This window comes from Paraburkholderia sp. BL6665CI2N2 (assembly GCF_004366535.1).
GTDB lineage: Bacteria > Pseudomonadota > Gammaproteobacteria > Burkholderiales > Burkholderiaceae > Paraburkholderia.
Map to the genome: position 1 here is coordinate 7,702,531 of NZ_SORC01000001.1, position 26,769 is coordinate 7,729,299.

The window sequence follows — 26,769 nt, forward strand, 5'->3', positions numbered from 1 at the left end:
CCTGATTGCGCCGCTGCGTACCGCGAGAGAGCTTTAAACTTCGGTCGGCAACCCGTAGGGCAGCGGCAGAAACCGCAGCCCCGGGCCGTCCGCCGCGCCCAGATGCACCGAGTCGTTTTCCAGCGCGGCGAGCTTGATCTCGACCAGCACATCGACCCCACCGTCCGGCGCCCACGCCGCGTTCACGACCATGCCGCAGGGCTGGCCCGGATCGTCCGAATGAAACAGTTCCGCGCCGGGGCGCACTGTGTCGAGTTCGCCTGGCACGTTAGCGAGGGAGGTGCGCCGCTTGATCGTGCCGCGATACTGGCTGCGCGCCACGACTTCCTGCCCGGGATAGCAGCCTTTGCGGAAATTCACCGCGCCGAGCACGTCGAAATTGACCATTTGCGGCACGAATTGCTCGGCCACCGGCTGCGTGATGCGCGGCTCGCCCGCGCGAATGTCGAGCCAGTCCCACACGGCGGGCGAGGCGCGTTTGAGTTTTTCGTCGAGCAAGGGCAGCAGCGACTCGACCTGTGCCTTCGGGCCGATCCACAGAAAACGCAGGTGATCGAGCGCATCCGGCACGCGAATCAGCGAGCCCGCCGCGCCGTCCACTTTCACATGCACGCCGTCCGGCAGCGCGTCGAACACGCCCGAGAGCGCCTTGCGCACGTCGCCGGCAAGACCGATCACGGCCAGCTCGCCGCTCGCATCCACAAGCCTGGCTTTGGCGCGCAGCACGAACATGGAGAGCCGCTTCTGCACGGCAGCCTGCACGTCTTTCGACGCCAGCAGGCGGATCGTATCGCCGCTGCGCCACGTCAGGAACGACGCGAGCAGACGCCCCTTGGCCGAGCAGTAGCCAGCCAGACGCGCGTTGGCGGCATCGAGGTGCTGGGTGTCGTTGGTCAACTGGCCATGCAGGAAGCTCGCCGCGTCGTCGCCGGTGACGTCGATCACGCCGAACTGCGTGAGCGGCATGTACGCGCCGTGGTGGATGACGGCGTCGAATTCATCGGCAGAAGGGCGCGGCAGCGTGGGCAGAACGAAGGGCGTGGCGGCAGCGGCCGTAACGGCGTTGCCGGAGGGAGTGCCTGAAGCGGTAGCGAGCGGTGTGTTCATGGATTCCGAGAACAGTCAATTCTGACTTTAGCTAAGGCAAACAAGTATTATATGCAGTCCAACCTTGCCACGTTTCGCATGTCCCTTCTGAAGAAATGTTTCGTCGCCGGCGCAATCGTCGTTGTGCTGGCCGCAGCCGCCATTGCCGGTGGGTATCATTGGGCCAACAGCCCGCTCGATCTGAACCCTGCGCAACTCGATGTCACCGTCAAGCCGCACAGCAGCTTGCGCAGCGTCACGCTGCAGCTCAATCGCGGCGGCGTGCCGGTCGAGCCCGAACTGTTCGTCATCATGACACGGCTGCTGGGGCTGCAAAGCGAGCTGAAATCGGGCAACTACGAATTCAAGACGGGCGTGACGCCGTACGAGGTGCTGCAGAAAATCGCTCGTGGCGACGTCAACGAATACGTGGCGACCATTATCGAAGGCTGGACCTTCAAGCGCATGCGCGCCGAGCTGGACGCCAATCCGGCGCTCAAGCACGACACGATCGGCATGAGCGACACGGATCTGATGAACGCGATCAACGCGCCGGAGGCGTCGATCGGCAATGGCGAAGGGCTGTTTTTCCCGGATACGTATCTGTTCGACAAGAACACCAGCGATCTCGACGTATACCGCCGCGCCTATCGCCTGATGCGTCTGCGTCTGGATGAAGCATGGACCGCGCGCGCGCCGAACCTGCCGTACAAGACACCGTACGACGCGCTGACCATGGCGTCGATCATCGAAAAGGAAACCGGCAAGAAGTCCGACCGGCCGATGGTCGCCGCGGTGTTCGCGAACCGTCTGCGGGTGGGCATGCCGCTGCAAACCGACCCGACCGTGATCTACGGCATGGGCGACAGCTACGCCGGTCATATCAGGAAAAAAGACCTGCAGACCGACACTCCCTACAATACCTACACCCGGATGGGCCTGCCGCCAACGCCCATCTCGCTGCCCGGCGTGGCGTCGCTGCAAGCGGCGTTGAATCCGGCGCAAACCACCGCGCTCTATTTCGTGTCGCGCGGCGACGGCAGCAGTATCTTTTCCGACACCCTCGGCGATCACAACAAGGCCGTGGACAAATACATTCGAGGGCAATGATGGCGCGGGGCAAATTCATTACGTTTGAGGGCATCGACGGGGCGGGCAAGACCACCCATCTCGGCTGGTTTCGGGAGCGCCTCGAACAGAAAGTCGCGAGCGCCGGACGCTCGGTCGTGATGACGCGCGAACCCGGCGGCACGCCGCTCGGCGAGCAGATTCGCGAGATCGTGCTGCATCAGAAGATGGACCTCGAAACCGAGGCGCTGCTGATGTTCGCGCTGCGCCGCCAGCATCTGGCGGAAGTGATCGAGCCCGCGCTCGCGCGCGGCGACTGGGTGCTGTCGGACCGTTTCACCGACGCGACTTTCGCCTATCAGGGCGGCGGCCGCGGTCTGCCGCGCGACAAGCTGGAAACGCTGGAGCGATGGGTGCAGGGCGGTTTTCAACCGGACCTGACGGTGCTGTTCGACCTTGCGCCTGAGGTTGCCAACGAACGGCGCAGCGCCGTGCGCGATCCGGATCGCTTCGAGAGCGAGTCGGTCGCCTTTTTCAACCGCACGCGCGCCGAGTATCTGCGCCGCGCCGAAGAAGCGCCGTATCGGTTCGTTATCATTGACTCCACGCAGAGCATTGTGCAGATTCAGAGAAAGCTTGATGAGTTGATTGCAGTGCTTTGATTTGAAAAGAATATAGCCCTGCCTTATAACACGACGCAGAGTTCGCGTTGCCCCTCAAAAAACCTCTGCAATAGTTTGATTTAAAAAGAGAAACGATGATTTATCCGTGGCAAGCCGATGACTGGAACCGCCTGCAGCAGCTGCGCGGCCACTGGCCGCACGCCCTGTTGCTGCATGGACAGGCCGGTATCGGCAAGCTGCGCTTTGCGCAGCATCTCGCGCAAGGTCTGCTGTGCGAGGCGCAACAGCCGAACGGCGAGCCGTGCGGCGCATGCGTGGCCTGCAACTGGTTCGCGCAGGGCAATCATCCGGATTACCGGATCGTCGTGCCGGAGGCGCTCGCCGCCGAAGCCGGCCTGAACAACGCCGCGGACGAAAAAGCCGACAAGGCCGACGCCGACGAAGGCAAGAAGACCCGCGCGCCCAGCAAGGAAATCAAGATCGAGCAGGTTCGCGGCCTGCTCGACTTCGTCGGCGTGGGTTCGCATCGCGGCGGCGCGCGTGTGGTCGTGCTGTATCCGGCGGAAGGGCTGAACATCGCCGCGGCCAACGCGCTCCTGAAGACGCTCGAAGAACCGCCGGCGGGCGTCGTGTTCCTGATGGTGTCGGCGCGCATAGACCGCCTGCTGCCCACTATCATCAGCCGCTGCCGCCAGTGGCCGATGACCGTGCCCGCGCCCGACGTGGCGACGAAATGGCTCGCCGCGCAGGGCGTGGCCGAAGCGCCCGCGCTGCTCGCCGAAGCCGGCGGCGCGCCGCTCACCGCACTCGCGCTCGCCAGCGACGAGAACCGCACGCTGCGCGACTGGACGCTCAAGCAACTCGCCGCCGGCCCCGATTGCGATGCCTTCGCGTGCGGCGAGGCGTTGCAGAAGCTGCCCGTGCCGCTGGTGCTAGGCTGGCTGCAACGCTGGATGTACGATCTGCTGGCGCAGCGCACGGCGGGTGCGCCACGTTATTTTCCCCAGGCGTCGGCGGCGCTGACGCGTTGCGCGTCGCAGGCCGATGCCAGCGCGTTCGCGCGCTTCATGCGCATCGTGACGCGCCAGCGCGCCGTCGAGAACCATCCGCTGAATGCGCGGCTGGTGTTCGAGGAACTGTTTATCGGTTATCGCGAGTTGTTCGCCTAAGACCTGTCCGCGAGGTACGCCGGTAGCGGCGGGCGCGCTTTGCAGCGCTTTACCGCACCAGGCCGACGACGCCGGTCCAACTTTCTTCCCGTATTGGCCTTCCCTCCAAGTTCAACGCACCATGAGCCTTTCCTACCGCGATGCCACGCTCGACGATCTGCCCGCGATCGTCGCCATCTACAACTCGACTGTGCCGTCGCGGCAGGTCACGGCGGATCTCGAACCCGTCAGCGTCGAAAGCCGGTTGGGCTGGTTTCATGCGCACGGTCCGCAAAAGCGGCCGCTGTGGGTAGTGGAAGACGCGCAACAACCGGGCCGCGTGATCGCGTGGCTGAGCTTTTCGGATTTCTACGGCCGTCCCGCTTATCAACGCACCGCCGAAGTCAGCATCTATCTCGACGAAAGCGCGCGCGGCCGCGGCCTTGGCAAGCAATTGCTCGCGGCTTCGCTGGCGGCGGCGCCGGCGCTCGGCATCGACTCCGTGCTCGGCTTTATCTTCGGCCACAATGAGGCGAGCCTGCGCCTGTTCCGCAGCTTCGGTTTCGACACGTGGGGCTCGTTGCCGCGCGTGGCCGTGCTGGACGGCGTGGAGCGCGATCTGGTGATTCTCGGCAAACGCCTGGACTCCGCCGCAGCCGCCGCCTGATTCACTTCGAGCACTTCTTAAGCAGGACATCACCATGTTTGTCGACTCGCACTGCCATATCAACTTCGAAGGACTCGCCGACCGCCTGCCGCAGGTGCTCGAAAATATGCGCAGCCATTCGGTCACGCATGCGCTGTGCGTTTCCGTCGATCTGGAAACGCTGCCGTCGGTGCTGGATATCGCCAACCGGTACGAAAACGTGTACGCGTCGGTCGGCGTGCATCCGGATCACGAGGACATGCGCGAGCCGAGCGTCGCCGAACTGGTCGAACTGGCCGCGCATCCGAAGGTGGTCGCGATCGGCGAGACGGGGCTCGACTACTACCGGCTGGAAGGCCGCTCGATCGCCGACATGGAATGGCAGCGCGAGCGCTTTCGCACGCATATCCGCGCGGCGCATGCTACGGGCAAGGCGCTGATCATCCATACGCGCTCGTCGTCGGAAGACACGCTGCGCATCATGGCCGAGGAGCGCGCGGGCGAGCCGGGCGGCGTGATGCATTGCTTTACGGAGCCGTGGGCCGTCGCCGAACAGGCGCTGGCACAGAATTTTTACATCTCGCTGTCGGGCATCGTCACGTTCAAGAGCGCGACCGACGTGCAGGACGTCGCGCGGCGCGTACCGCTCGAGCGTTTGCTGATCGAGACCGACTCGCCGTACCTCGCGCCGGTGCCGTATCGCGGCAAGCCAAATGAACCTGCGTACGTGAGTTATGTCGGACGGTTCATCGCGCAGCAACGCGAGATGCCGGAAACGGCGCTGGCCGCCGCGACCACGCAGAACTTCTTTCGCCTTTTCAAGATCCCCGCGCCGGCTGGCGCGTGAGATGTAAAGTCGATCATTATCAAAAGGATAGGGACGTTTCCTAAAGTTAAATATGAGAGAAATTTCGATGTCGATTGCAGAGAATCAGGTCCTTTCAGCGGCGCATGGCGTGCTGGCATCGGCACAGCGTGGCGCCTCGCGCGTCGCGTTCGCGGCCGCGCTGGCCTGTGCCGCGCTGACTTCGTTGGTGGTGTCGCCGGCTCAGGCTGCGCCGATCGATTCGCTGATCAAGTCGGTCAAGTTCGACGACGTCGACGGCGTCAACAAGCTGCTCGCCAAGGGCATGGACCCGAACAGCGTGGATAACCAGGGCATGCCGCTGCTGGTGCTGGCCGCGCGCGAGAAATCGGACAAGGTCGGCGCCGCGCTGGTCGCCAATCCGAAAACGAACATCGAGATTCAGGACAAGGCCGGCGAGAACGCGATGATGATGGCCGCGCTGAACGGCGACCTCGACTTCGTCAACCTGCTGATCGCAAAAGACGCCGAGGTGAACAAGAAGGGCTGGGCGCCGCTGCACTACGCGGCGGCGAACGGGCATGACGATATCGTCAAGGTGCTGCTCGACCATTCGGCCTACGTCGACGCCGGCTCGCCGAACGGCACCACGCCGCTGATGATGGCCGCGCGCGGCGGCCACGTGTCGACGGTGAAGCTGCTGCTCGACAACGGCGCGGATCTGACGGTGAAGAACCAGATCGGCCTGACGGCGCTCGATTTTGCCAAGACTTACAAGGAGCCGGACGTGGTCGAAGGGCTGACCGCGCGCCTGCAGCAGATGCAACAGAAGTGATGCGCGCGACGGTGCGAGTCGGCGGTTGACGGGCGGAGAGGGTGTGCCGGCCGCTTCAGCGTCTGGCGCGGGTCAGGCGGGTCCGCTGGCTGCTCGGGCCCCGCTTGCAAAGCACCACCCGTACAACTGCCAAAGCGCAAAAATACCGGCGGAACGGCCGCCGCCACGCATTGCAGTAAAAAGTGCCTGAAGATAGCGCGGGCGCACACGCTTGCGCTTCGCAAAACAGTGCAGAATGACGACTTTGGCGCGCCGCCTGGGCGTGCCGTTCGGACGCGGCGAAAGACCGCCTGATAAACGACCCTGGAAAGGAACACCATGCTGCGGGCTTTGATTTTCGCCAGCGCGCTCGCCGTACCGCTATCGGCAGCCGCGTTTACGGGAGGCGACCTCAACAAGCTGTGCACCAAGACGGATGTGGCATCGCGTAGCGCGTGCGCCGCTTATATCGAAGGCGCCGCTGACGGCATCTTCAATACCATCGACGCGATCGGCGGCACGACGGGTCCGCGCGTCGGCCAGTACTTCTGCTTGCCGCAGGACGCGCGCTCGGCGCAGTTGACCGATGCGGTGCGCAAGTATATTGCCGAGAATCCGAACGTCGCGGGCTACAACGCCAGCACGGCGATCTCGCTGGGACTCGGCAAAGCGTTTCCCTGCAAGAGCGGTAGTGGATTGTGAACTGAATCACGGCTGACATGCCTCGCGCGCCCCGTGGCGGGCGCGTCGGGCGTTCAGCCTGCGGGTGTGTTTCCGGTTTCAGCGGCCGGAATCCCGCTTGGGGCTTCTTCGAAGCCCGCCTGAAAACGGTCTGAACCGTGGCCGTCGGTTTGCAGAAACGGGGGGTTTCCGGCACCTTTCCGCGATCGCGCAGACGAACGACCTAAGATGTCTACAGGCAGTCCGCGACGGCGCGCCGCCGTCCGTTTCGCGCCTGCTTCAACGCCGGACGCTTCGCCGACGGCACCCTCGGCCATCTTGCGCGTCACGCAACACTGGAGACGTGTTCGAGGCTCGCGGGTCATGCGCCCGTTCCGCGCGGGTTCTGTTCCCCACCCAAGCCAGGAGGAAAATCCCCTTCATGCCAACTTTCGACGACCTCAGCCGCATGGCCGAAGCGCCGCTGCATACGTGGGTCGGCGCCTTGCTCGTCTCCGTCATCGCGATGGTGCTGGCCGTGGGCATCCATCGGATCGGCGCGCGCATCGTGACGCGGCTCGCGCGGCCTTATCCGCTGACGAGCGTCGTGCTGCGCTACATCGACAAACCTTCGCTGTTCGTGCTCGTGATCCTCGCGCTGGAGGCCGTATGGTGGGAAGCGCCTGACACGCTGACCTTCATCACGCCGCTGCGCGACGCCGTCGCGATTACGCTGATCGGCGGAATGACGTGGTTGTCCGTGCGCTCGGCGGCGGCGATCGGCGAGGCGATCATTCAGGCCCATCCGCTCGACACCGCCGATAACCTGCAGGCGCGCCGTATTCACACGCAGGCGCGCGTGCTGGCCCGTTCCGTGATGTTCGTGATCGTGATCATCGGCGTGGGCGGCGCATTGATGACGTTTCCGAGCGTCCGGCAGATTGGCGCGAGCCTGCTGGCGTCGGCGGGCGTGGCGGGCTTGGTCGCCGGTATCGCGGCGCGGCCGGTGCTCGGCAATCTGATCGCCGGCTTGCAGATCGCGCTATCGCAGCCGATCCGTCTCGACGACGTCGTAGTGATCCAGGGCGAGTGGGGGCGTATCGAGGAAATCACCGGCACGTATGTGTCGGTGCGTCTGTGGGATCAGCGGCGGCTGATCGTGCCGCTGCAATGGTTTATCGAAAACCCGTTTTCCAACTGGACCCGCAGCAGTTCGCAGATCATCGGCACGGTGTTTCTGTACGTCGATTACCGCATGCCGCTCGCGCCGTTGCGCGAGGAACTCGCGCGCATCGTCGAGGACGCGCCCGAGTGGGACCGCCGCGTGCAGGTGTTGCAGGTCACGGACGGCACCGAGCGCTCCATGCAATTGCGCGCGCTCGTCAGTTCGCTCGACTCCGGCCTGAACTGGGATTTGCGTTGCCGGGTGCGCGAAGGTCTGCTCGACTTCATTCAACAGCACTATCCACAGTACCTGCCGCGGGCGCGCGCGGAAGTGTCGGCGGAACTCGAAACCGGCAACGGCGCACCACTCGACTGGGTGCCGCGCGGCACGCAGACGCCGGCCGGCAGCACTGCCGCGCATACCGAGGCCGATCCGGTGGCAAGCCGCGCGGGACGGCCGTCGGCGGTCGGCGTGCCGGGGCCGGTGAAGGAAAAAGTTTGACGGCGGAAAGCGGCAAATCTTGAGGTCGCGGTGCCGATAGATGCAACTGATCGGGCACCAAAACAGTCGAACCGTCCACTCACTCACGAATCCGGCGCGGCGCCGCGTGCTTCATGTGTTTGGGTGCTCGACGCGCAACCGGGCGCGAGACACTTCGAGCACCTGCGAAGGCACGGAGCGCGCCGCGCGAACCAAGGAGGACATGCAATATGGGCCGACTCATCGTCGTGTCGAATCGCGTCGCAACGCCGACGGAAACCAGGGGCTCGGCCGGCGGCCTCGCCGTCGGCGTATTCGGCGCGCTGAAGGATGCCGGAGGCGTGTGGTTCGGCTGGAGCGGCGACGTGGTCAGCGAGACCGTCGCCAACGCGGGCCCGACGCTGGAGCAGGACGGCGCGGTGACCTTCGCGACCGTCGGTCTGACGCGCAAGGACTACGACCAGTACTATCGAGGCTTCTCGAACGCAACGCTGTGGCCGGTATTCCACTACCGCAACGACCTCGCGCGCTACGAGCGCGAGGAGTACGCGGGCTACCGGCGCGTCAACGCGTGGCTCGCGCACAAGCTGATCAAGCTGCTCGAACCCGACGACGTGATCTGGATTCACGACTACCATCTGATCCCGTTCGCCGAGGCGCTGCGCAACGAGGGCGTCACGAATCGCATCGGCTTCTTCCTGCACATTCCGTTTCCCGCGCCGCAGATCCTGCTCAACATTCCGCCGCATGAAGAGTTGGTGAAGTCGCTGTCGTGCTACGACCTGCTGGGTTTTCAGACCGCCACCGACGAACTCGCCTTCAAGGATTACGTCACGCGCCACGCGCGCGGCACCGTGGGCGCGGACGGCGTGGTCGAAGCATTCGGCCGCAAGCTGCGCACGGGCGTGTACCGGATCGGCGTGTTCCCCGACGAAATCGCCGAGCAGGCGAAGCGCTACGAAAGCCGTCAGCACGTGCTCGACCTGAAGCAGAGCCTGGAGGGGCGCAAGCTGATCATGAGCGTCGACCGGCTCGATTACTCGAAGGGTCTCGTCGAGCGCTTCCGCGCGTTCGAGCATCTGCTGGAGCGCTCGCCGGAATGGCGCGGCAATGTCACGCTGGTGCAGATCGCGCCGCCGACCCGCTCGGACGTCGCCACCTATCAGAAGATTCGCCAGGATCTGGAGTACGAAGCAGGGCGCATCAATGGCCGCTACTCGGGCCTCGACTACACGCCCATCCGCTATCTGAACCAGCAATACGACCGCTGGAAGCTGATGTCGCTGTTCCGCGAATCGCAGATCGGTTTCGTCACGCCGCTGCACGACGGCATGAACCTGGTCGCGAAGGAATACGTCGCCGCGCAGAATCCCGACGACCCCGGCGTGCTGGTGCTGTCGATTTTCGCGGGCGCCGCGGCGGAGCTGACCGGCGCGCTGCTGGTCAATCCGCATGATGCGATCGGCATGTGCGAAGCGCTGCAGCGCGCGTTGCAGATGCCGCTCGACGCGCGTCAGCGGCGTCACGAGATCAACATGGAGGCGCTGCGCAAGAACGATCTCGGCGTGTGGCGCGACACCTTCCTGCGCGATCTGCGCAGCGTGCCCGCGCGGAAGCCGGGCAACGGCGGCGGCCATAAGTAATGGGGCGTGTCGACCAGTGTTTGTCCGGCTTCGGGAACGGCGGCGTGAGCGCGTGTTCAGGTGCGGCAGGGTTGAGGGACACGCGCGCCTGCGCGACTGAATGTCGGGCCGGCGCATGCTGACCACTCTGGCAATTGCGGGCTATCGCTCGTTGCGCGAGTTGATCGTGCCGCTCGGCAGGCTGAACGTGATCACAGGTGCAAACGGCAGCGGAAAGTCGAGCGTGTACCGCTCGCTACGGCTGCTGTCCGAAGCGGCGCGCGGCGGGTTGATTACTTCGCTCGCGCGCGAGGGCGGCTTGCCGTCGACGCTATGGGCCGGTCCTGAGCGCTTTTCGCGGGCCGTGCTGGCGGGCGAGTTCGCGGTTGAACCGCTGCGCCGCAAGGAGCCGGTCAGCCTGCGGCTCGGGTTTTCCGGCTCTCAATTCGGCTATGCGATCGATCTCGGTCTGCCGCTTGTCAATCGCGCCACGCGCTTCCCGCTCGATCCCACCATCAAACGCGAATGCATCTGGAGCGGGCCCGTGCTGCGGCCGTCGGCCTTGCTGGTCGATCGTCACGGCCCGGCGCTGCGCACGCGCGACGAGCAGGGCGACTGGCAGACCATTCCACAACCGGTCGCCAGCTTCGACAGCATGATGACGGAGTTCTCCGACCCGCGCACCGCGCCGGAGATGATCACGGTGCGTGAACAGATCCGCTCGTGGCGCTTCTACGACCACTTCCGCACCGACGCCGATGCACCCGCGCGTCTGCCGCAGATCGGCACGCACACGCCCGTGCTCGCGAACGATGGCGCGGATCTCGCGGCCGCCTTGCAGACCATCCGCGAGATCGGCGACCCGGTCGCGCTGGACGCCGCCATCGACGACGCCTTCCCCGGTTCGCGCCTGGAGGTTGCGACCCAGGACGGCCGCTTCGAAGTGACGATGCAGCAGCACGGCCTGCTCCGGCCGCTGAAAGGCGCGGAGTTGTCGGACGGCACCTTGCGCTATCTGCTGCTGGTCGCGGCCTTGCTGACGCCGCGTCCGCCCGAACTGCTGGTGCTGAACGAACCGGAGACGAGCCTGCATCCGGACCTGCTGCCGGCGCTCGCGCGCCTGATCGCGCGAGCTGCCGCGCATTCGCAGGTGCTGGTGGTGTCGCACGCCGCGCGTTTGATCGCAGCGCTCGAACGCGAAGAGGCGAGTCAGTCGATCGTGCTGGAGAAGCAGTTCGGCGCAACTCGCATTACCGATGCAGACGATCGCGATCTGCCGGCGTGGAAATGGCCTGCGCGCTAAGCACGAGAAGCCGTGTGCGCGCCGAGCCGGATGTAAGCTGAATGTAACAGCACCGAGGAAATGCAAGACAAGGGGCTTTTTGTTGTCCCGTAGTGAATAATGCTTCGATGCCGGTGGTGCACGCGGCCGGCTCGGGCCGTTGCATTGATCGGAGGTATCGGCGCTGTCATACTCAGCGCCGCTGGCGCGCACCGCCTCGAGGCGCAAGCCGTCAGCTTACGGAGACAATATATGAAGATTGCGCAGATCGCCCCTTTGACCGAATCGGTGCCGCCGAAGCTATATGGCGGCACGGAGCGCGTCGTGTCGTACATCACCGAAGCGCTGGTCGATCTCGGACATGACGTGACGCTGTTCGCGAGCGGCGACTCCGTTACGAGTGCGAAGCTCGAAGCCGTCTGGCCGCGCGCGCTGCGTCTCGATCCCGGCATTCGCGACCGGGTAGCGCCCCACATGCTGCTGATGGAACTGGTGCGCCGCCAAGCCGAGAATTTCGACGTTCTGCATTTTCACCTCGACTACTACTCGTTCTCGGTCTTCAAGCGCCAGGACACGCCGTTTGTCACCACCATGCACGGCCGCCTCGATTTGCCTGAGCAGCAGCCGGTGTTCGACACGTTCAACACCGCGCCGGTGATCTCGATTTCGAATTCGCAGCGGCATCCGCTACCGCAGGCCAAGTGGCTGACCACCGTCTATCACGGCTTGCCTGAGCAGCTCTACACGCCGCAGCCGGTCGAGCAGAAGTACCTCGCGTTTCTCGGCCGGATCTCGCCGGAAAAACGTGTCGATACCGCGATCCGGATTGCGGGCCGCTGCGGCCTGCCGATTCGCATCGCCGCGAAAGTGGATGCCGCCGACCGCGAATACTTCGAGCGCGACATCCGGCCGTTGCTGGACTTGCCCCACGTGGAGTTTATCGGCGAGATCGCGGATCACCAGAAGGCCGAATTCCTGTCCGGCGCGCACGCGCTGCTGTTTCCGATCGACTGGCCGGAGCCGTTCGGCCTCGTGATGATCGAAGCGATGGCATGCGGCACGCCGGTGATCGCGTTCAATCGCGGCTCGGTGCCGGAAGTGTTGGAAGACGGCGTGACGGGTTATATCGTCGAAGACGAAATCGGCGCGGTGGCGGCGGTCAATCGTCTGCACAAGATGCCGCGCGCGGGCGTGCGCCAGCGCTTCGAAGAGCGCTTCACTTCGCGCCGCATGGCGCAAGAATACGTGGATGCCTATCAGATGGTGATTCGTGCGCAGAAGCGTTCACGCTTCAAGGTGATCGATACGTCCGGAACCTGAGCGGAAGCGATCCGGCTCGCTGGCAGGGCGAAAAAAGAGCGGCGATGCGTGATGCGCATCGCCGTTTTTCGTTGGCGCACGACTTAAGACGATCGGGGCGTTGCACCAGGCGCCGGGCGGTCATGATGGACGCGGCCCGCGTGCAGTCCACAAAAGCTCACCGGCGCGGCGCATGCCACGTTGCTGAGGTTGCAAAGGCAAGCTGCGCAGGATTGCGTCTGATGCGGCCACCGCTGCTCACGGAACCCGGCGGATCAGACGCACACCCCGCAGACCGGCCAATGGCTGGCGCGTCGGTTAGATCTTCAGACGCGAAACCTTGGTGCCTTGCAGCGATACATCGGCCATCAGACCGGCGTTGGTCAGCACGAACACTTCGACCGGCGCGGTGGCCGTGGTGGTGTCGATCGCGCCGTTGGCACCCATCTTGATCAGCGCGACGGACGCGTCGCCGCCCGCCGACCAGCCGTCGGCATTGCGGAATTTGTCCAGCGCATCCTGCGTCATGAACAGGAAGATGATCGCCTTCGACTGCGCGCCTGCCTGCAGGCCGAACGAACCGGAAATCGTGCTGTAGTAACCAACCGTGCCGCCGCCTACGCGCAGCGCACCTTCGCCATACTGTCCGCCGACCACGAAGCCCACCTGCAGCACCGAAGGGAACACCAGAACGCCACGCGCCTTCGAGACCAGTTCGTGCGAACCCTTCACGGTCGTGTAGAGCCGCGACATGGTGCCGTCGACGCTAGCGTCGATCGATTGTCGTTTGGCTGAGTCGGTGGCGGGGGTATCGGGGTTGCCTTTATTGGTCGTACAACCAGCGAGTGCAAGGCCTCCGAAAGCGAGCGCAGCGGTAGTCTTCAGCATGAAGTTTCGTCTTTGCATCGTTTTTCTCCGTCATGGTTCCGGGGCGCAACCTCATCTGTTTAGCCAGGTTGCTTTTGAGTTATATCACACGCAAGCCCAAAAGGCGCACTTCCTCGTCAGGCGAAAAGCCTTGTGCAGCGGGGCTTTCGGGCTAATCGTAAGACGCCATGCCGTAATTTTGACCGGCGGCGTAGAGCGCATTGAAGCTGCGTATAGCGCGCGTTGAACGGGTTCGCGTGAATCGCGCCGGGTTTCGCTAAAGCCGATAGGAGCAGAGCGGCCACCGCTTCGACCATTCGTTTTTACCGATTTTGCGCCGGGCGAACGGGCTTTGAAACGAAATTGAAAGTGTTGTCGTGACGCCGCAGATCGCCCTGCATTCGGCCTTCCGATCCCGGCGCGCTCAACCGTGGTTCGCCGGACTCTTGACCGCCGGCGGACGCCGCAGCGCGCGGCGCACCATGCCGATCAGCACGCCGAGCAGAAACAGCGCCACGGCCGGTACGATCCAGTAGCCGACGAAAGCGTGCCAGAGATAGGCCATCAGAGTAGAGCGGCGCACGCTGTATTCATTGCGGGCGTCCTGCTGACGTGGCGCGTTGGCGGCCAGCACATCGGCCGGACAGCCCGCGGCTTGCGCTTCGTCGGGCTTGCCATGACAGCGCGCGGGGGCGCCGGCGGCACGCTGCGCGGCGGTGAAATTCCAGCTGGTCAGCGCACGGTCGAGGTCGACGGCGTTGTACGCCATTTCCTCCCGGATCTCGCTCACCGCCACGATCGCCACGGGCACCGCCCAGAATATGATGACGACCAGCCACCGCCTCAACCAGCGGTTTTTATGCTTCGATACCATCCTTGCCTCCGATGGATGCTCTGCAGCACCAACGACAAGATGGCGGCCCGTCTAATGTTGTATGGGGGTGGGCCGTCTCCGCAGCCATCATAGAAGAAAAATGGCGGGTTCGGGCGGGTGGACTGCGTAGCAAGGGGCGGGACGCGGACAGCGAGCGCTGGACGACAGCATCGCTGTGTTCGAGCGGAGTACGCTCAGGCGCCGCGCTTGACGCGCGACGCCGATTCGCCATGTTTAATTAGCCGGTGCCGACGACAGGCAGGTCTTCATGAACGCCTTGCGGTCGTCGCCCTTTTTGCCGGTGGCTTGCGTGTTGCACGCCTTCATTTTGTCCTGCTGGCTCATTGGGGCAGCGGCGGCCGGTTTCGCGGACAGGCAGGTTTTCATGAACGCCTTGCGGTCGTCGCCCTTCTTGTCGCCGGCCTGCTTGTTACAGTCGGCCATTTTGGTTTGCTGGCTGTTATCTGCGAACACCGGCGAAGAAACGAGGACGGCACCCAGCACCAGCGTTGCGATAGCGGATTGGATTTTCATGTGACACTCCATCGGTGGTGAAAACGTTTTTGGTCGTTCATGCGCGCGGGCGTCAACGGTATCCAGGACCCTCGGCACGTTCATTATGGCAAATGCTGTCTGCGAGAACGGCTGGAAACGCAATCCGGTTGACAGTGCCCGACACTCGTTTTCCCTTACGTGACGGGGACTGGCGGCGGATTCGAGGATAAAACGCGAATGGCGCCACATGGAATTATGTTATGCATTCCAGATTAAATTCGTGAATTGAATTCAAGCGAATTAGCACTAAACAATTCCGTGAGATCGATGAAAAATTCGAGCATGCTTTGCACATTGCTGCACATGCAATTGAATTGTAATTCAGCAAGAAAATCCACTACCCAACATATGGGTAATATCGACCAGAAGGCATGCCGTCGATTGCGCAACTGGTTCGCTCTCACACCGGCCAAGGAGGCTCGTGATGCACTATCTGTTGATGTACGACCTGGTGTCCGACTACCTCGAACGGCGGGCAGCGTACCGCGATGCGCATCTGAAACTCGCGTGGGCGGCCGTCGAGCGCGGCGAGTTGTTGCTGGCCGGCGCGCTGGCCGAGCCCACGGATACCGCCGTCCTGCTCTTTCAAGGTGACTCTGCCACTGCCGCCGAAGCCTTTGCCAAGGCCGATCCGTACGTACTCGCCGGTCTCGTGACACGCTGGCGCGTGCGTGAATGGACGACGGTGGTGGGCGAGGGCGCGGCAAAACCCGTGCGCTGAACGCAGGCCGTCCGGTTGTAACGGCGAAGGGGCGAGCGGCGAAACACGTCGCTTGCCCGGCGCTCCTGTGTCCCTCACACCGCGCCATTTCCTTGCCGTTGATGCATTGCACATAGATTGATCAATGCTGGTCGCGGCTCATCAGTCGATCGACCAAAGCCGAGCCAAAATGCATTGAAATCTCGTCGCGGACGAACCACGGATTCATAAACGTTATTCGTCGCGATGCCTGCGGGTTGTGCGCTGCAATAGCGTCATTTTTCTACCGGAAGCGACTCGACTTTTGTGACGGCATTGCGAGGAAAGACGCAGCAAAAAGGACAAGATTGTTTCTATCCGTAACACTTGTCTCATTGATATTCACGCAAACCCTGGTGATGGTATGCTTCGTGCACAAATTCTCCCATGCACGAGTGAGACCACGTTTTGTGCTTCGCAATAGGGACAAGCCGCACTAAGTCGGGGCGGTTATGACCAGCCAACAAAACGTACAAAACATATTTGTGCAACCGAGGCCTGCACACGGGTCGTGAAAGTTGAATCCGTGGCAGTCCAAAGCCGCGGCCTGGCCAGGCTGCGTGGAGAAAATCCAATGTTTTTCGATGAGCTAAGCAATGACGAATGGGCGCTGCTGGCAGCGCTTGTTTCAGATGAGCCGGCCGTCCGTCTAAACCGACGCGGCCGGCCCCGCGCCGAACCGCGCATCGTGGCGAATGCCGTCCTGTGGATTCTGACAACCGGTGAACCCTGGTCGAAACTGCCCGGGCGCTATCCGTCGGGTCCGACTTGCCGGCGCCGTTTTGAAGAGTGGCAATTGAACGGCACGCTTCTCGAGATGGTTCGGCTGTTATCGCAAACGGGGCGCACCTTTGCGTACGTCCCCCAACCGGCGCCGCCCGTCGCGGCCAAACCTGCGGCACCGGTAGCGGAAACGCCCAGCGCGCGCGACGAGCATCTGCGTGGCGTGTCCTGGAGAAGCCCCGAGTCATGGCAGGCGCCCGGCGGCGTGTCGAGCAGCCCGGGCAACTGGCGTTCGGCCGATCCGATTGCCGACATGACGCGGCAGCTGTCCGGCGTCACGCATGTGCCGCCGGTGTCTCGTACGCCAGCCGCACCCGTCGCAGCACCCGCACGGCACCTTGTGCGGCCGGGCTTGCCGCGTCCGGACGAGGCGCGCGCGGTCGGTGCGGCCATGCATGGTTTGAATTCGGCCATCGTGTCGGCGCGCGGCACATCCGCGCCTGACGATCGGCGCAACCCGCTGTCGATGAGCCTCGCGCCACGCGGCACGGAAATCGCCGATCGGAGCGGCTACGTGATTTACATCGCGGCCGAGCCGGTGCCGAACGCCATGTATCGGGCGTGGGCGGAAATCATGAAGGACGGCAAACGCGTCGAGCGTTCCGGCCTCGTCGGCCCGCGCTTTGAGCAAAGTGAAGCGGCGGAGCAATACGCGCTCGACTGGGCACGGCAATGGATCGACCGCGAATGCCTCACGTTGGCGGCTGCGGAGCAATCCGCCGCCGAGGTTCAGGCAGCGGCTCATGTTACGGCGAACCCGGCGCCCGTCGCGGCGCGTCCGTTGCCAGCCTTGCGCCATGTGCCCGAACCGGTCGCGGCCAATCACGGCGCGCCGTTGCATGGACCGCTCAACGCGTTCCGCGGTCCGTTGCGCCGCTATCCGGGCGAACCGGCCGCTGCCACCGCAGCGACCGAGAGCAGTGCGTCCGATCGCTACCCGTCGTACACAGAACTCATCTCCCACGCGGGGTGAGCGCGGCGGCTAGCACAGCAGTTCCCCGCGGCCGGTAGGAGCAACCGCCGCAGGTTCCCGCTTCATTCGTTGTGATATTCGCTGTGATTCACTGGTGTTGTCAGAAGGACGCCGTTCGCCGACGCCCCTCATTCACGCGCGTTACTGGCGTCCGTAGGTATCGTCGAAGCGCACGATATCGTCTTCGCCGAGATACGAGCCGGACTGGACCTCGATCATTTCGAGCGGCATCTTGCCCGGGTTCTCGAGGCGGTGGGTGACACCCAGCGGAATATAGGCCGATTCGTTTTCGGAGACGATAAAGCGCTCTTCACCGCGTGTGACGAGCGCCGTACCGCGCACGACGATCCAATGTTCGGCGCGGTGATGATGCATTTGCAGCGAGAGCCGCGCACCCGGTTTCACCACGATCCGTTTGACCTGGAAGCGCTCGCCCGTGTCGACGGAATCGTAGTTGCCCCACGGGCGATGCACCTTGCGATGGTTGGCCGCTTCCAGCCCGCCGTCGTTGCGAATCCGGCCCACGATTTTCTTGACGTCCTGCACGCGCGACTTGTCGGCGACCAGAATGGCGTCGGCCGTTTCCACCACCACGAGATCCTGCGTGCCCACACAGGCAATCAGGCGTCCTTCCGAATGCGCGAAGGTCGAAGCCGCGCCTTCGAACATCACGCGTCCGCGCCCCACGTTCTGATCGGCGTCCTTGTCCGAGATATCCCAGATCGCGTCCCACGAACCCACGTCGGACCAGCCTGCCTGCAACGGCACGACCACGCCCGAGGCCGCGCCTTGATCGTTGCCGAGCTGCTCCATCACCGCGTAGTCGATCGAATTCGACGGCGATGCGCTGAACGCGTCGCGCTGCAGACGGAAGAAGTCGCCGTCCGCCTTGCCGCCCGCGAAGGCTGCACTGCAGGCTTCGTAAATGGCCGGCTGGAAATGGCGGATCGCCTTCAGCCACGTGGAGGCGCGCATGATGAAGATGCCGCTATTCCACCAGTACTCCTTCGATTCGATATAGCGCTGCGCCAGTTCCAGATGCGGCTTCTCGACAAAGCGATCGAGCTTGTGCGCGCCGACCTTGCCGGTCACTTCCGCGCCGGCCTCTTGCGTGTGATTAGTCGTGCCAAGCGCTGCGCCGATGCGGATGTAGCCATAGCCCGTTTCCGCGCGCGTCGGCACGATACCCATCGTGACGATATGACCGGCCGCCGCATGCTGCACGCCGGCGGCCACGGCCGCATGAAATCCGTCGATGTCGGTGACCGCATGATCGGCGGGCATCACGACCATGATGCCGTCTTCGTCCTGCGCGGCGACCGAGAGGGCGGCCACCGTGAGCGCCGGCGCGGTATCGCGGCCGACGGGTTCGAGAATCAGCCGGGTTGGCTTGCCGCTCGTGCGCAACTGCTCGGCGGTGGTGAAGCGCTGTTCTTCGTTGGCTACCACGACGAGTTGCTCGGTGAGCGGATAGCCTGCCTCGAGTCCTTCGAGACGGCGCGTGGTGGACTGCAGCAGCGAATCGTCGCCGAGCAGCCCGATCAACTGTTTCGGGTGCTGTTCGCGCGACATCGGCCACAACCGCGTGCCGGAGCCGCCCGCCAGAATCACGGGATGAACCTTGAGCTTGACGTTCAGGGACTTGACTTGCGTGGACCGGGTGTCGGCGGGCGTTGCCGTAACCGGAGCTGTCATGATGGACTCCTCGAGGCTGGGTGAATGCGTCAAGTTTTATCACGAACTTTGGAATCAATAAAAGCGCGTTAAATAGAAACTATATAAAACGCCTAATTCGTTTCTCCATTTCGTGAAGAAAAAATGTCCGGATAATTTTTAAAAAAGAAAAATTACCCGAAAAAAATAGCGGACCATTTTTTTACCGCGGCCCATGCGTCAGAATGATGGCGGAGGGAGATGCGCAAGCTTGGCAGGAAGGCGCGCTAAAAGTACGAGATTGGCTTAGGTAAAGGCTCGCAGGATGCCTGTGAAAGGGCGGATTCGGTAACAATTGCCGAACAAAATTCAGAAAAAATGCCGAAACATTGACCGATACAATTTGAGATATTTTGCGCTCTTGCAGTGGGAATTTTAATATCGCTTTATCTATACCTGAACAAGGGTATTCACTCATTCCGACACAGGTTTCCCATTCGGCTGCTCAGGCGGTTTTTTCGGGCGGGAAACAGAAGGGCAATTAGCACCGGTTCAAACAGTTACGCGTCGCGCATGGATTTGCATGACGCGGTTACCGGCGTTGTGCGGCCCTTTGCCGGACTGCATTTCAACCAACCAGCGGATGGCACTTGACTGACGAACTGAGGGGCAGCGCATGCTGAGCGTTCTATCGAGAATCATCGACATCGCCATGGTCGCGCTCGGCGCCGCCATCGCGGCGGCCGTGCACAGCGGGAAAGTCGTGTGGCTGGACGATATGCAAAGCGTCTCGCTCGCGTTCGACTGCCTGCTGGTGGTGGTGTTTTTCCCGGCGCTCGGGATCTATCAATCGTGGCGCGGCAAGCCGCTCTACGACCTGCTGTGCCGCGTAGCGGGTGGCTGGCTGCTGGTGGAGGTCACCGGCGTGCTGATCAGTTTCAGCCTGCACCGTTCGGACAGCCTGTCGCGACTGTGGCTCGTCTATTGGGCCATGGCCACGATCGTGCTGCTGATCGTCACCAAGGTGATCGTCTATTCGATTCTGCGCGGACTGCGCCGCGAAGGCTTCAATCAGCGCGCGGTGGCGATCGTCGGCGGCGCGCCTTACGGGCGCTTTCTGATCCAGCAGATGCGCAGCCGTCCGGACGCGGGTTTCTCGCCGGTCGTGGTGTTCGATGAGGACAGCACGATCAATCACTACGAAGACCCGGATGCGGGCGAGGCGATCGAAGGCGTGCCGGTCGAGCGCGACTATCAGCGCATGCTGCAGCTCGTGCGCCAGCGCGCGATTCGCGAACTGTGGCTGGCGCTGCCGATTTCGAAAGAGAAAGCGATCCATCGCTTCGTGATGGATCTGCGCAACGACTTCGTGAACATCCGCTTCATTCCGGACGTGCGCAGCCTGACGCTCTTCAATCAGCCGATGGTCGATCTGCTCGGCGTGCCGGCGATCAACCTGGCCGCCTCGCCGATCACCGATCTGCGCGTGCTGCCCAAGCGCGTTTTCGATCGTCTGTTCGCGCTGGCCGCGCTGACCGCGCTCGCGCCGGTGATGCTGGTGATCGCCGCCGCGGTGAAGATCAGCTCGCCGGGCCCCGTGTTCTTCCGGCAGAAGCGCAAGGGCATCGACGGCAATCAGTTCGAGATCTACAAGTTCCGCTCGATGAAGGTGCACAAGGAAGAGCACGGCAGGATCACCCAGGCCACGCGGCGCGATCCGCGCATCACGGCGGTCGGCGCGTTCCTGCGGCGTACCAGTCTCGACGAACTGCCGCAGTTCATCAATGTGCTGCGCGGCGAGATGTCGGTGGTGGGTCCGCGTCCGCATGCGCTCGAGCATGACGACATCTACAAGGATCTGGTGAAGGGCTACATGCACCGCTACCGGATCAAGCCGGGCATTACCGGATGGGCGCAGATCAACGGCTATCGCGGCGAAACCGACCGCATCGAAAAGATGATGGGCCGCGTCAAGCTCGATCTGTACTACATGCAGCACTGGACCTTCTGGCTCGACATCAAGATCGTCGTGCTGACGCTGTGGAAGGGTTTCGTGGGCAGCAACGCTTACTAGGCCCGTTCCTCAATCAACTCCATTTTGCGAGGTGTAACACATGAACCTGACGATCATCGGTAGTGGCTACGTAGGCCTCGTGACGGGCGCATGTCTGGCCGACATTGGCCACGATGTGTTCTGTCTCGACGTCGATCAGCGCAAGATCGACGTGCTCAACAACGGCGGCGTGCCGATCCATGAACCGGGTCTGCAGGAAATCATCGCGCGCAATCGCAAGGCCGGCCGCCTGAAGTTCTCGACCGACGTCGAAGCCGCCGTCGCGCATGGCGATATCCAGTTCATCGCGGTCGGCACGCCGTCCGACGAAGACGGCTCCGCCGATCTGCAATACGTGCTCGCCGCCGCGCGCAACATCGGCCGCCATATGACGGGCTTCAAGGTGATCGTCGACAAATCGACGGTGCCGGTCGGCACCGCCTCGCGCGTGCGCGAAGTGATCGCCGCCGAACTCGCGGAACGCAACGCGGCGCACATGTTCTCCGTGGTGTCGAATCCCGAGTTCCTGAAAGAAGGCGCGGCGGTGGAAGACTTCACGCGGCCCGATCGCATCGTGCTCGGTTGCGACGAAGACGTGCCCGGCGAAAAAGCGCGCGACCTGATGAAACGCCTCTACGCGCCGTTCAACCGCAATCGCGAACGCACGCTGTACATGGATGTGCGCTCGGCCGAATTCACCAAATACGCGGCCAATGCCATGCTCGCCACGCGTATCTCGTACATGAACGAGCTCGCGAATCTGGCCGACCGCGTCGGTGCGGATATCGAGGCCGTGCGCCGCGGCATCGGCTCCGATCCGCGCATCGGTTACGACTTCCTGTATGCCGGTTGTGGCTATGGCGGTTCGTGCTTCCCGAAGGATGTGCAGGCGTTGATCCGCACGGCCGCGGATTTCAAGGCGAATCTGCGCATTCTCGAAGCGGTCGAAGCCGTCAACGACACGCAGAAGAAAGTGCTCGCGCACAAGATCGTCTCGCGTCTGGGCGAAGACCTGTCGGATCGCACGTTCGGCGTGTGGGGGCTTGCATTCAAGCCGAACACCGACGACATGCGCGAAGCGCCGAGCCGTCCGCTGATCGCCGAACTGCTGCGTCGCGGGGCACGCGTCAAAGCGTACGACCCGGTCGCGGTCGACGAATCGAAGCGCGTGTTCGCGCTGGATCTGAAGGACGTGCCGCAACAGCACGCGCGCCTCGAATTCGTGAAGGAAGAGATGGACGCGGCCGCCGGCGCTGACGCGCTGGTGATCCTCACCGAGTGGAAGGTGTTCAAGAGCCCGGACTTCGATTCGCTCAAGCGCATCCTCAAGACGCCGCTGATTTTCGACGGCCGCAACCTGTATGAGCCGGAGGCGCTGCTCGAACTCGGTATCGAGTATCACGCGATCGGCCGGCAGCACGCGCTGCGCATCGCGCCGGCGAAGGTCGGCGCGAGCGGCTTGCCGCAAGCGCAAACGGCGGACACGGCCGAAGCCGGCCGCTGATCCGTCGCCCACGCACCGACAAGCGTTCATCCCGGAGCCCGCCATGTTCGCCAACGTATTGATCGTCTGCCATGCAAACGTGTGCCGTTCGCCCGCCGCCGAAATGCTGTTCAAGGCCCGGCAACGCGCGGCGCCGCGTTCGCAGGCGGCGCCGATCGCGTTTCATTCGGCGGGCTTGCGGGCGATGAACGGCCACGCCATGGACCCGGTCATGCAACGCCTGCTCGCCGAGCAGGGCGTGGCCTCCGGCATCCACTACTCGCGGCGTCTGGACCGGCAACTTGTGCGCAACGCCGATCTGGTGCTCGTCACCGAGCGCGCGCAGGTGAGCGACGTCGAAGCGCTCGATCCGGCCTCACGCGGCAAGGTCTATCCGCTCGGCAAGTGGGAAGCGGATTCCGACGTCGCCGATCCGCACGGCGGTGCGGAAACCGCTTATAGGGAGAGTCTCGTGCTCATCGAACATCTGGTCATGGGATGGCTGAAGAAAATATGCTGATGAAAAAACCCGCTGCACCCTCGTTCGCGAACGGCAAGTCCACGAAGTTCAAGTCGACGAAGTTCAAGTCGAATCTTGCCGCCACGCTTTTGCTGACGTCCTTTCTGTCAGCCTGCGCCACCGCACCTGGCAATTACCTCGATACGTCCCGTCTGAAAGACGACGGCCAGCACGACAGCCAGGCCGCCGAGACCTATCCGGTTCATGTGATCGATGCCGCCGTCGTGACCGCCCAGGCGCAAGCCGCCGCCGCGAAGACGCAGGTGCTGCCGCCCTCGAACCTGACCGACCCGTCGCAGTACGTGTACCGTCTCGCGCCGCAGGACATCCTCGGCATCACCGTGTGGGACCACCCTGAATTGACCACGCCGCAGGGCAGCACCTTGTCCGCCGGGGGCAACACCACGCAGTCGATCGGCGGCGCCTTGCAGCAGCCGTACACGGCCGCGCTGCCGGGCCAGGCCGATCCATACGGCCAGACCATCGCGGCCGACGGCACGATCTTTTTCCCGTTCGTTGGCCGTATCCGGGCCGCCGGCAAGACCGTCGGCGAGGTGCGCGACCAGTTGAGCACCGGCCTCGTGCGCTATATCCGCAATCCGCAGGTCGACGTGCGCGTGCTGTCGTATCGCGGCCAGAAAGTGCAGGTGACCGGCGAAGTGAAGACGCCGGGCCCGCTCGCGATGAGCGACGTGCCGCTCACGCTGGTCGACGCGATCACGCGCTCGGGCGGCACGAACGCGGACGCCGACATTCAGCGCGTGCGCCTCACGCGCAACAACAAGCTCTACGTACTCGACGCCGACCGCATGCTCGATCGCGGCGACACCACACAGAACGTCATGCTGCAGAACGGCGACGTGATCAACATTCCGGACCGCACCGACAGCCGCGTGTTCGTGATGGGTGAAGTGAAGACGCCGATCCAGCTGCCGATCATCAAAGGCCGCATGACGATCGCCGACGCGCTCACGCAAGGCGGCGGCATTCTCGATACCGACGCCAATCCGCGCCAGATCTTCGTGATGCGCGGCATGAAGGATCACCCGACCACGCCGGACGTGTACCGCCTCGACATGACGCAGCCGGACGCCATCATGCTGTCCTCGCAATTCCAGTTGCAGCCGCTGGATGTCGTGTACGTGGGCACCGCCGCATCGACCACCTTCAACCGCGTGTTGCAGCAGGTGTTGCCGAGCGTGCAGACGTTGTTCTACCTGAAACAGCTGACGCGATAAAAAAGTTCAAGCCGTCGTCTCAGGCCCGCGCCGCGCCGTCCGTGAAGGACGCGGCGCGGGACCGAAGCAAACGTAGCTGCAACCGATACGGGAAGCGAATTGTGAGCAACCAAATCTCTCCACACATGGCCGGTCCGATCAAGACCGAAGAAGAGGACGTCGTCCTCGGACAACTGGTGCAGGTGATCCTCGACGACATCTGGTGGCTCATCGCCATTGCGGCCGTGATCGTCGGGATTGCCGGCGCTTACTGCTTCCTCGCCAAGCCGATCTATTCCGCCGACGCACACGTGCGGGTCGAGCAATCCGACAACACGTCGCAGGCGCTCACGCAAACGCAGACCGGCGCGGCGATCACCACCGGCTCGACCTCGCTGCCGACCGACGCCGAGATCGAAATCATCAAGAGCCGCGGCGTGGTCGGTCCCGTCGTGCAACAACTGAAGCTGAACTTCAGCGTCACGCCAAAGACGTTCCCACTGCTCGGCAGCATCGCCGCGCGCATGGCCACGCCGGGTCAGCCGGCGCGTCCGTGGCTGGGGCTGTCGTCGTACGCATGGGGCGGTGAAGAGGCCGACGTCGATTCGATCGACGTGATCCCCGCGCTGGAAGGTCAGAAGCTGACCATGAAGGCGGTCGACGACCAGCACTACGAACTGTATGCGGCCAACGGCTCGCTGCTGCTGCGCGGCCAGGTCGGCCAGCAGGCGCAGGGCGGCGGCGTGACCATCATGGTCAACAAACTGGTGGCGCGCCCGGGCGAGGAATTCACGGTGATGCGCGCCAACGACCTCGACGCGATCTCCGCGTTCCAGTCGGCCATCACGGTGCAGGAGCAGGGCAAGCAGACCGGCGTGATCCAGATCTCGCTGGAAGACAAGAACCCCGAACACGCGGCACTCGTTGCCAACGCGCTGGCGGAGTCGTATGTGCGCCAGCACGTGCTGAACAAGCAGGCCGACGCCAGCAAGATGCTCGACTTCCTGAAGAGCGAAGAGCCGCGCCTGAAGGCCGATCTGGAGCGCGCCGAGGCCGCCCTGACCGCGTATCAGCGCCAGTCCGGCTCGATCAACGCGAGCGACGAAGCCAAGGTATACCTCGAAGGCAGCGTGCAGTACGAGCAGCAGATCGCCGGTTTGCGTCTGCAGATGGCGCAGCTCACCGAGCGTTACGGCGACGACCATCCGATGCTGGTGGCCGCGCGTGCGCAGATGGCCGAATTGCAGGCGCAGCGCACCAAATACGCCGACCGCTTCCGCGATCTGCCGGCCACCGAAGTGAAGGCCGTGCAGTTGCAGCGCGACGCGAAGGTGGCGGAAGACATCTACGTGCTGCTGCTCAACCGTGTGCAGGAACTGTCCGTGCAGAAGGCCGGCACCGGCGGCAACGTGCATATCGTCGACGCCGCGCTGCGCCCGGGCGTGCCGGTCAAGCCGAAGAAGGCGCTGATCCTGTCGGCGGCGGTGATTCTCGGGCTGATCGCGGGCACCGGCTTCGTGTTCCTGCGCCGAAATATGTTCAAGGGCATCGACGACCCCGATCACATCGAACGCGCATTTCATCTGCCGGTGTTCGGCCTCGTGCCGCTCTCCGCCGAACAGGGCGTGCTCGAAGCCAGCTTCCAGCGCGGCGGCGAACGTCTGCGTTCGGTGCTGGCGAATGCGCGGCCGAAGGACGTCACGGTCGAAAGCCTGCGCAGTCTGCGCACCTCCATGCAGTTCACGATGATGGACGCGAAGAACCGCATCGTCATGCTGACGGGGCCAATGGCCGGTGTCGGCAAGAGCTTCCTGACGGTCAACCTGGCGGTGCTGCTGGCGAATTCGGGCAAGCGCGTGCTGATGATCGATGGCGACATGCGCCGCGGCGTGCTCGAACGGTATCTGGGCGGTGTGCCGGATAACGGCCTGTCCGAATTGCTGAGCGGCCAGATCTCGCTGGAAGAAGCGATCCGCAGCTCGCAGGTCGACGGCCTGAGCTTCATCTCGTGCGGCCGCCGTCCGCCGAATCCGTCGGAACTGCTGATGTCGCCGCGTCTGCCGCAGTACCTCGAAGGACTCGCCAAGCGCTACGACGTGATCATGATCGACACGCCGCCGGTGCTGGCCGTGACCGATGCGTCGATCATCGGCGCGTATGCCGGCTCGACCTTCTTCGTGATGCGCTCGGGCGTGCACAGCGAAGGCGAGATCAGCGATGCGCTGAAGCGTCTGCGCGCGGCCGGCGTGCACGTGCAGGGCGGCATTTTCAACGGCATGCCGGCGCGCTCGCGCGGCGGCTACGACCGTGGCTACGCGGCGGTGCAGGAATACCTGAGCACCTGAGGCGGCGGG

The 26,769-nt window shown here is 63.6% G+C and carries 23 protein-coding genes; 18 read left to right on the plus strand and 5 right to left on the minus strand.

Annotated features, from left to right (window positions below):
- Positions 1–33: 33 nt before the first annotated feature.
- Positions 34–1,107 (minus strand): folate-binding protein YgfZ, encoded by a 1,074-nt coding sequence (locus B0G81_RS34555; protein ID WP_134141742.1) that lies wholly within the window; start codon positions 1,105–1,107, stop codon positions 34–36.
- A 78-nt stretch (positions 1,108–1,185) separates the two neighbouring features.
- On the opposite strand from B0G81_RS34555, the gene mltG reads away from it, so the two are divergent.
- The 11 genes from mltG to B0G81_RS34610 all read left to right on the plus strand — a co-directional run bounded on the left by mltG (position 1,186) and on the right by B0G81_RS34610 (position 12,719).
- Positions 1,186–2,196, plus strand: a complete 1,011-nt coding sequence (mltG, locus tag B0G81_RS34560; protein ID WP_134143291.1) for an endolytic transglycosylase MltG — start codon at positions 1,186–1,188, stop codon at positions 2,194–2,196.
- Positions 2,196–2,816, plus strand: a complete 621-nt coding sequence (gene tmk / locus B0G81_RS34565; protein WP_134143292.1) for a dTMP kinase — start codon at positions 2,196–2,198, stop codon at positions 2,814–2,816. Before mltG ends, tmk begins: the two co-directional genes overlap by 1 nt.
- 95 nt (positions 2,817–2,911) lie before the next feature.
- The gene (locus B0G81_RS34570; RefSeq protein WP_134141744.1) at positions 2,912–3,946 is read left to right on the plus strand and encodes a DNA polymerase III subunit delta'; all 1,035 of its coding nucleotides are present in this window, start codon (positions 2,912–2,914) and stop codon (positions 3,944–3,946) included.
- A 121-nt stretch (positions 3,947–4,067) separates the two neighbouring features.
- Positions 4,068–4,592: a GNAT family N-acetyltransferase gene (locus B0G81_RS34575; RefSeq protein ID WP_106281128.1), complete on the plus strand. Its 525-nt coding sequence runs from the start codon at positions 4,068–4,070 to the stop codon at positions 4,590–4,592.
- A 34-nt stretch (positions 4,593–4,626) separates the two neighbouring features.
- On the plus strand, positions 4,627–5,418 hold the full coding sequence (locus tag B0G81_RS34580) for a TatD family hydrolase (protein WP_134141749.1): 792 nt from the start codon (positions 4,627–4,629) through the stop codon (positions 5,416–5,418).
- Between the two features lie 52 nt (positions 5,419–5,470).
- Positions 5,471–6,211 carry an ankyrin repeat domain-containing protein gene (locus B0G81_RS34585; protein WP_134141754.1) on the plus strand — a complete coding sequence of 247 codons (741 nt, stop codon included), beginning with the start codon at positions 5,471–5,473 and terminating at the stop codon, positions 6,209–6,211.
- Between the two features lie 318 nt (positions 6,212–6,529).
- Positions 6,530–6,892 (plus strand): Rap1a/Tai family immunity protein, encoded by a 363-nt coding sequence (locus tag B0G81_RS34590; protein WP_134141756.1) that lies wholly within the window; start codon positions 6,530–6,532, stop codon positions 6,890–6,892.
- A gap of 400 nt (positions 6,893–7,292) precedes the next feature.
- Positions 7,293–8,516 carry a mechanosensitive ion channel domain-containing protein gene (locus B0G81_RS34595; RefSeq protein ID WP_116116929.1) on the plus strand — a complete coding sequence of 408 codons (1,224 nt, stop codon included), beginning with the start codon at positions 7,293–7,295 and terminating at the stop codon, positions 8,514–8,516.
- A 209-nt stretch (positions 8,517–8,725) separates the two neighbouring features.
- A complete protein-coding gene (gene otsA / locus B0G81_RS34600) occupies positions 8,726–10,138 on the plus strand; it encodes an alpha,alpha-trehalose-phosphate synthase (UDP-forming) (protein WP_116141286.1) in 1,413 nt (470 codons plus the stop codon).
- Positions 10,139–10,253: 115 nt separating this feature from the next.
- On the plus strand, positions 10,254–11,420 hold the full coding sequence (locus B0G81_RS34605) for an AAA family ATPase (protein WP_134141760.1): 1,167 nt from the start codon (positions 10,254–10,256) through the stop codon (positions 11,418–11,420).
- A gap of 231 nt (positions 11,421–11,651) precedes the next feature.
- A complete protein-coding gene (locus B0G81_RS34610) occupies positions 11,652–12,719 on the plus strand; it encodes a glycosyltransferase family 4 protein (RefSeq protein WP_116116931.1) in 1,068 nt (355 codons plus the stop codon).
- A 297-nt stretch (positions 12,720–13,016) separates the two neighbouring features.
- Here B0G81_RS34610 and B0G81_RS34615 read toward each other — a convergent pair whose 3' ends face one another.
- The 3 genes from B0G81_RS34615 to B0G81_RS34625 all read right to left on the minus strand — a co-directional run bounded on the left by B0G81_RS34615 (position 13,017) and on the right by B0G81_RS34625 (position 14,973).
- Positions 13,017–13,604 carry a YSC84-related protein gene (locus tag B0G81_RS34615; RefSeq protein ID WP_106281140.1) on the minus strand — a complete coding sequence of 196 codons (588 nt, stop codon included), beginning with the start codon at positions 13,602–13,604 and terminating at the stop codon, positions 13,017–13,019.
- Between the two features lie 385 nt (positions 13,605–13,989).
- On the minus strand, positions 13,990–14,439 hold the full coding sequence (locus tag B0G81_RS34620) for a hypothetical protein (RefSeq protein WP_134141764.1): 450 nt from the start codon (positions 14,437–14,439) through the stop codon (positions 13,990–13,992).
- A gap of 234 nt (positions 14,440–14,673) precedes the next feature.
- Positions 14,674–14,973: a PsiF family protein gene (locus tag B0G81_RS34625; protein ID WP_106281143.1), complete on the minus strand. Its 300-nt coding sequence runs from the start codon at positions 14,971–14,973 to the stop codon at positions 14,674–14,676.
- Positions 14,974–15,418: 445 nt separating this feature from the next.
- Here B0G81_RS34625 and B0G81_RS34630 point away from each other — a divergent pair, with 445 nt between their 5' ends.
- Positions 15,419–15,715, plus strand: a complete 297-nt coding sequence (locus B0G81_RS34630) for a YciI-like protein (protein WP_134141769.1) — start codon at positions 15,419–15,421, stop codon at positions 15,713–15,715.
- A 592-nt stretch (positions 15,716–16,307) separates the two neighbouring features.
- Complete coding sequence (locus B0G81_RS34635) at positions 16,308–17,489, plus strand: transposase (protein WP_134141774.1); 1,182 nt, start codon at positions 16,308–16,310, stop codon at positions 17,487–17,489.
- 141 nt (positions 17,490–17,630) lie between these two features.
- Here B0G81_RS34635 and B0G81_RS34640 read toward each other — a convergent pair whose 3' ends face one another.
- Positions 17,631–19,184 carry a mannose-1-phosphate guanylyltransferase/mannose-6-phosphate isomerase gene (locus tag B0G81_RS34640; RefSeq protein WP_134141777.1) on the minus strand — a complete coding sequence of 518 codons (1,554 nt, stop codon included), beginning with the start codon at positions 19,182–19,184 and terminating at the stop codon, positions 17,631–17,633.
- A 634-nt stretch (positions 19,185–19,818) separates the two neighbouring features.
- Here B0G81_RS34640 and B0G81_RS34645 point away from each other — a divergent pair.
- The 5 genes from B0G81_RS34645 (at position 19,819) to B0G81_RS34665 (ending at position 26,760) form a co-directional block, all read left to right on the plus strand.
- Positions 19,819–21,216, plus strand: coding sequence for an undecaprenyl-phosphate glucose phosphotransferase (locus B0G81_RS34645; RefSeq protein WP_134141779.1), 1,398 nt, complete (start codon positions 19,819–19,821; stop codon positions 21,214–21,216).
- Between the two features lie 40 nt (positions 21,217–21,256).
- Positions 21,257–22,699, plus strand: a complete 1,443-nt coding sequence (locus B0G81_RS34650) for a UDP-glucose/GDP-mannose dehydrogenase family protein (protein WP_106281151.1) — start codon at positions 21,257–21,259, stop codon at positions 22,697–22,699.
- A 43-nt stretch (positions 22,700–22,742) separates the two neighbouring features.
- Positions 22,743–23,198 carry an exopolysaccharide biosynthesis protein gene (locus B0G81_RS34655; protein WP_106281153.1) on the plus strand — a complete coding sequence of 152 codons (456 nt, stop codon included), beginning with the start codon at positions 22,743–22,745 and terminating at the stop codon, positions 23,196–23,198.
- Positions 23,198–24,436: a polysaccharide biosynthesis/export family protein gene (locus B0G81_RS34660; protein ID WP_181919896.1), complete on the plus strand. Its 1,239-nt coding sequence runs from the start codon at positions 23,198–23,200 to the stop codon at positions 24,434–24,436. The genes B0G81_RS34655 and B0G81_RS34660 overlap by 1 nt, the downstream gene beginning before the upstream one ends.
- 125 nt (positions 24,437–24,561) lie before the next feature.
- Complete coding sequence (locus tag B0G81_RS34665) at positions 24,562–26,760, plus strand: polysaccharide biosynthesis tyrosine autokinase (RefSeq protein WP_134143293.1); 2,199 nt, start codon at positions 24,562–24,564, stop codon at positions 26,758–26,760.
- Positions 26,761–26,769 lie beyond the last annotated feature (9 nt).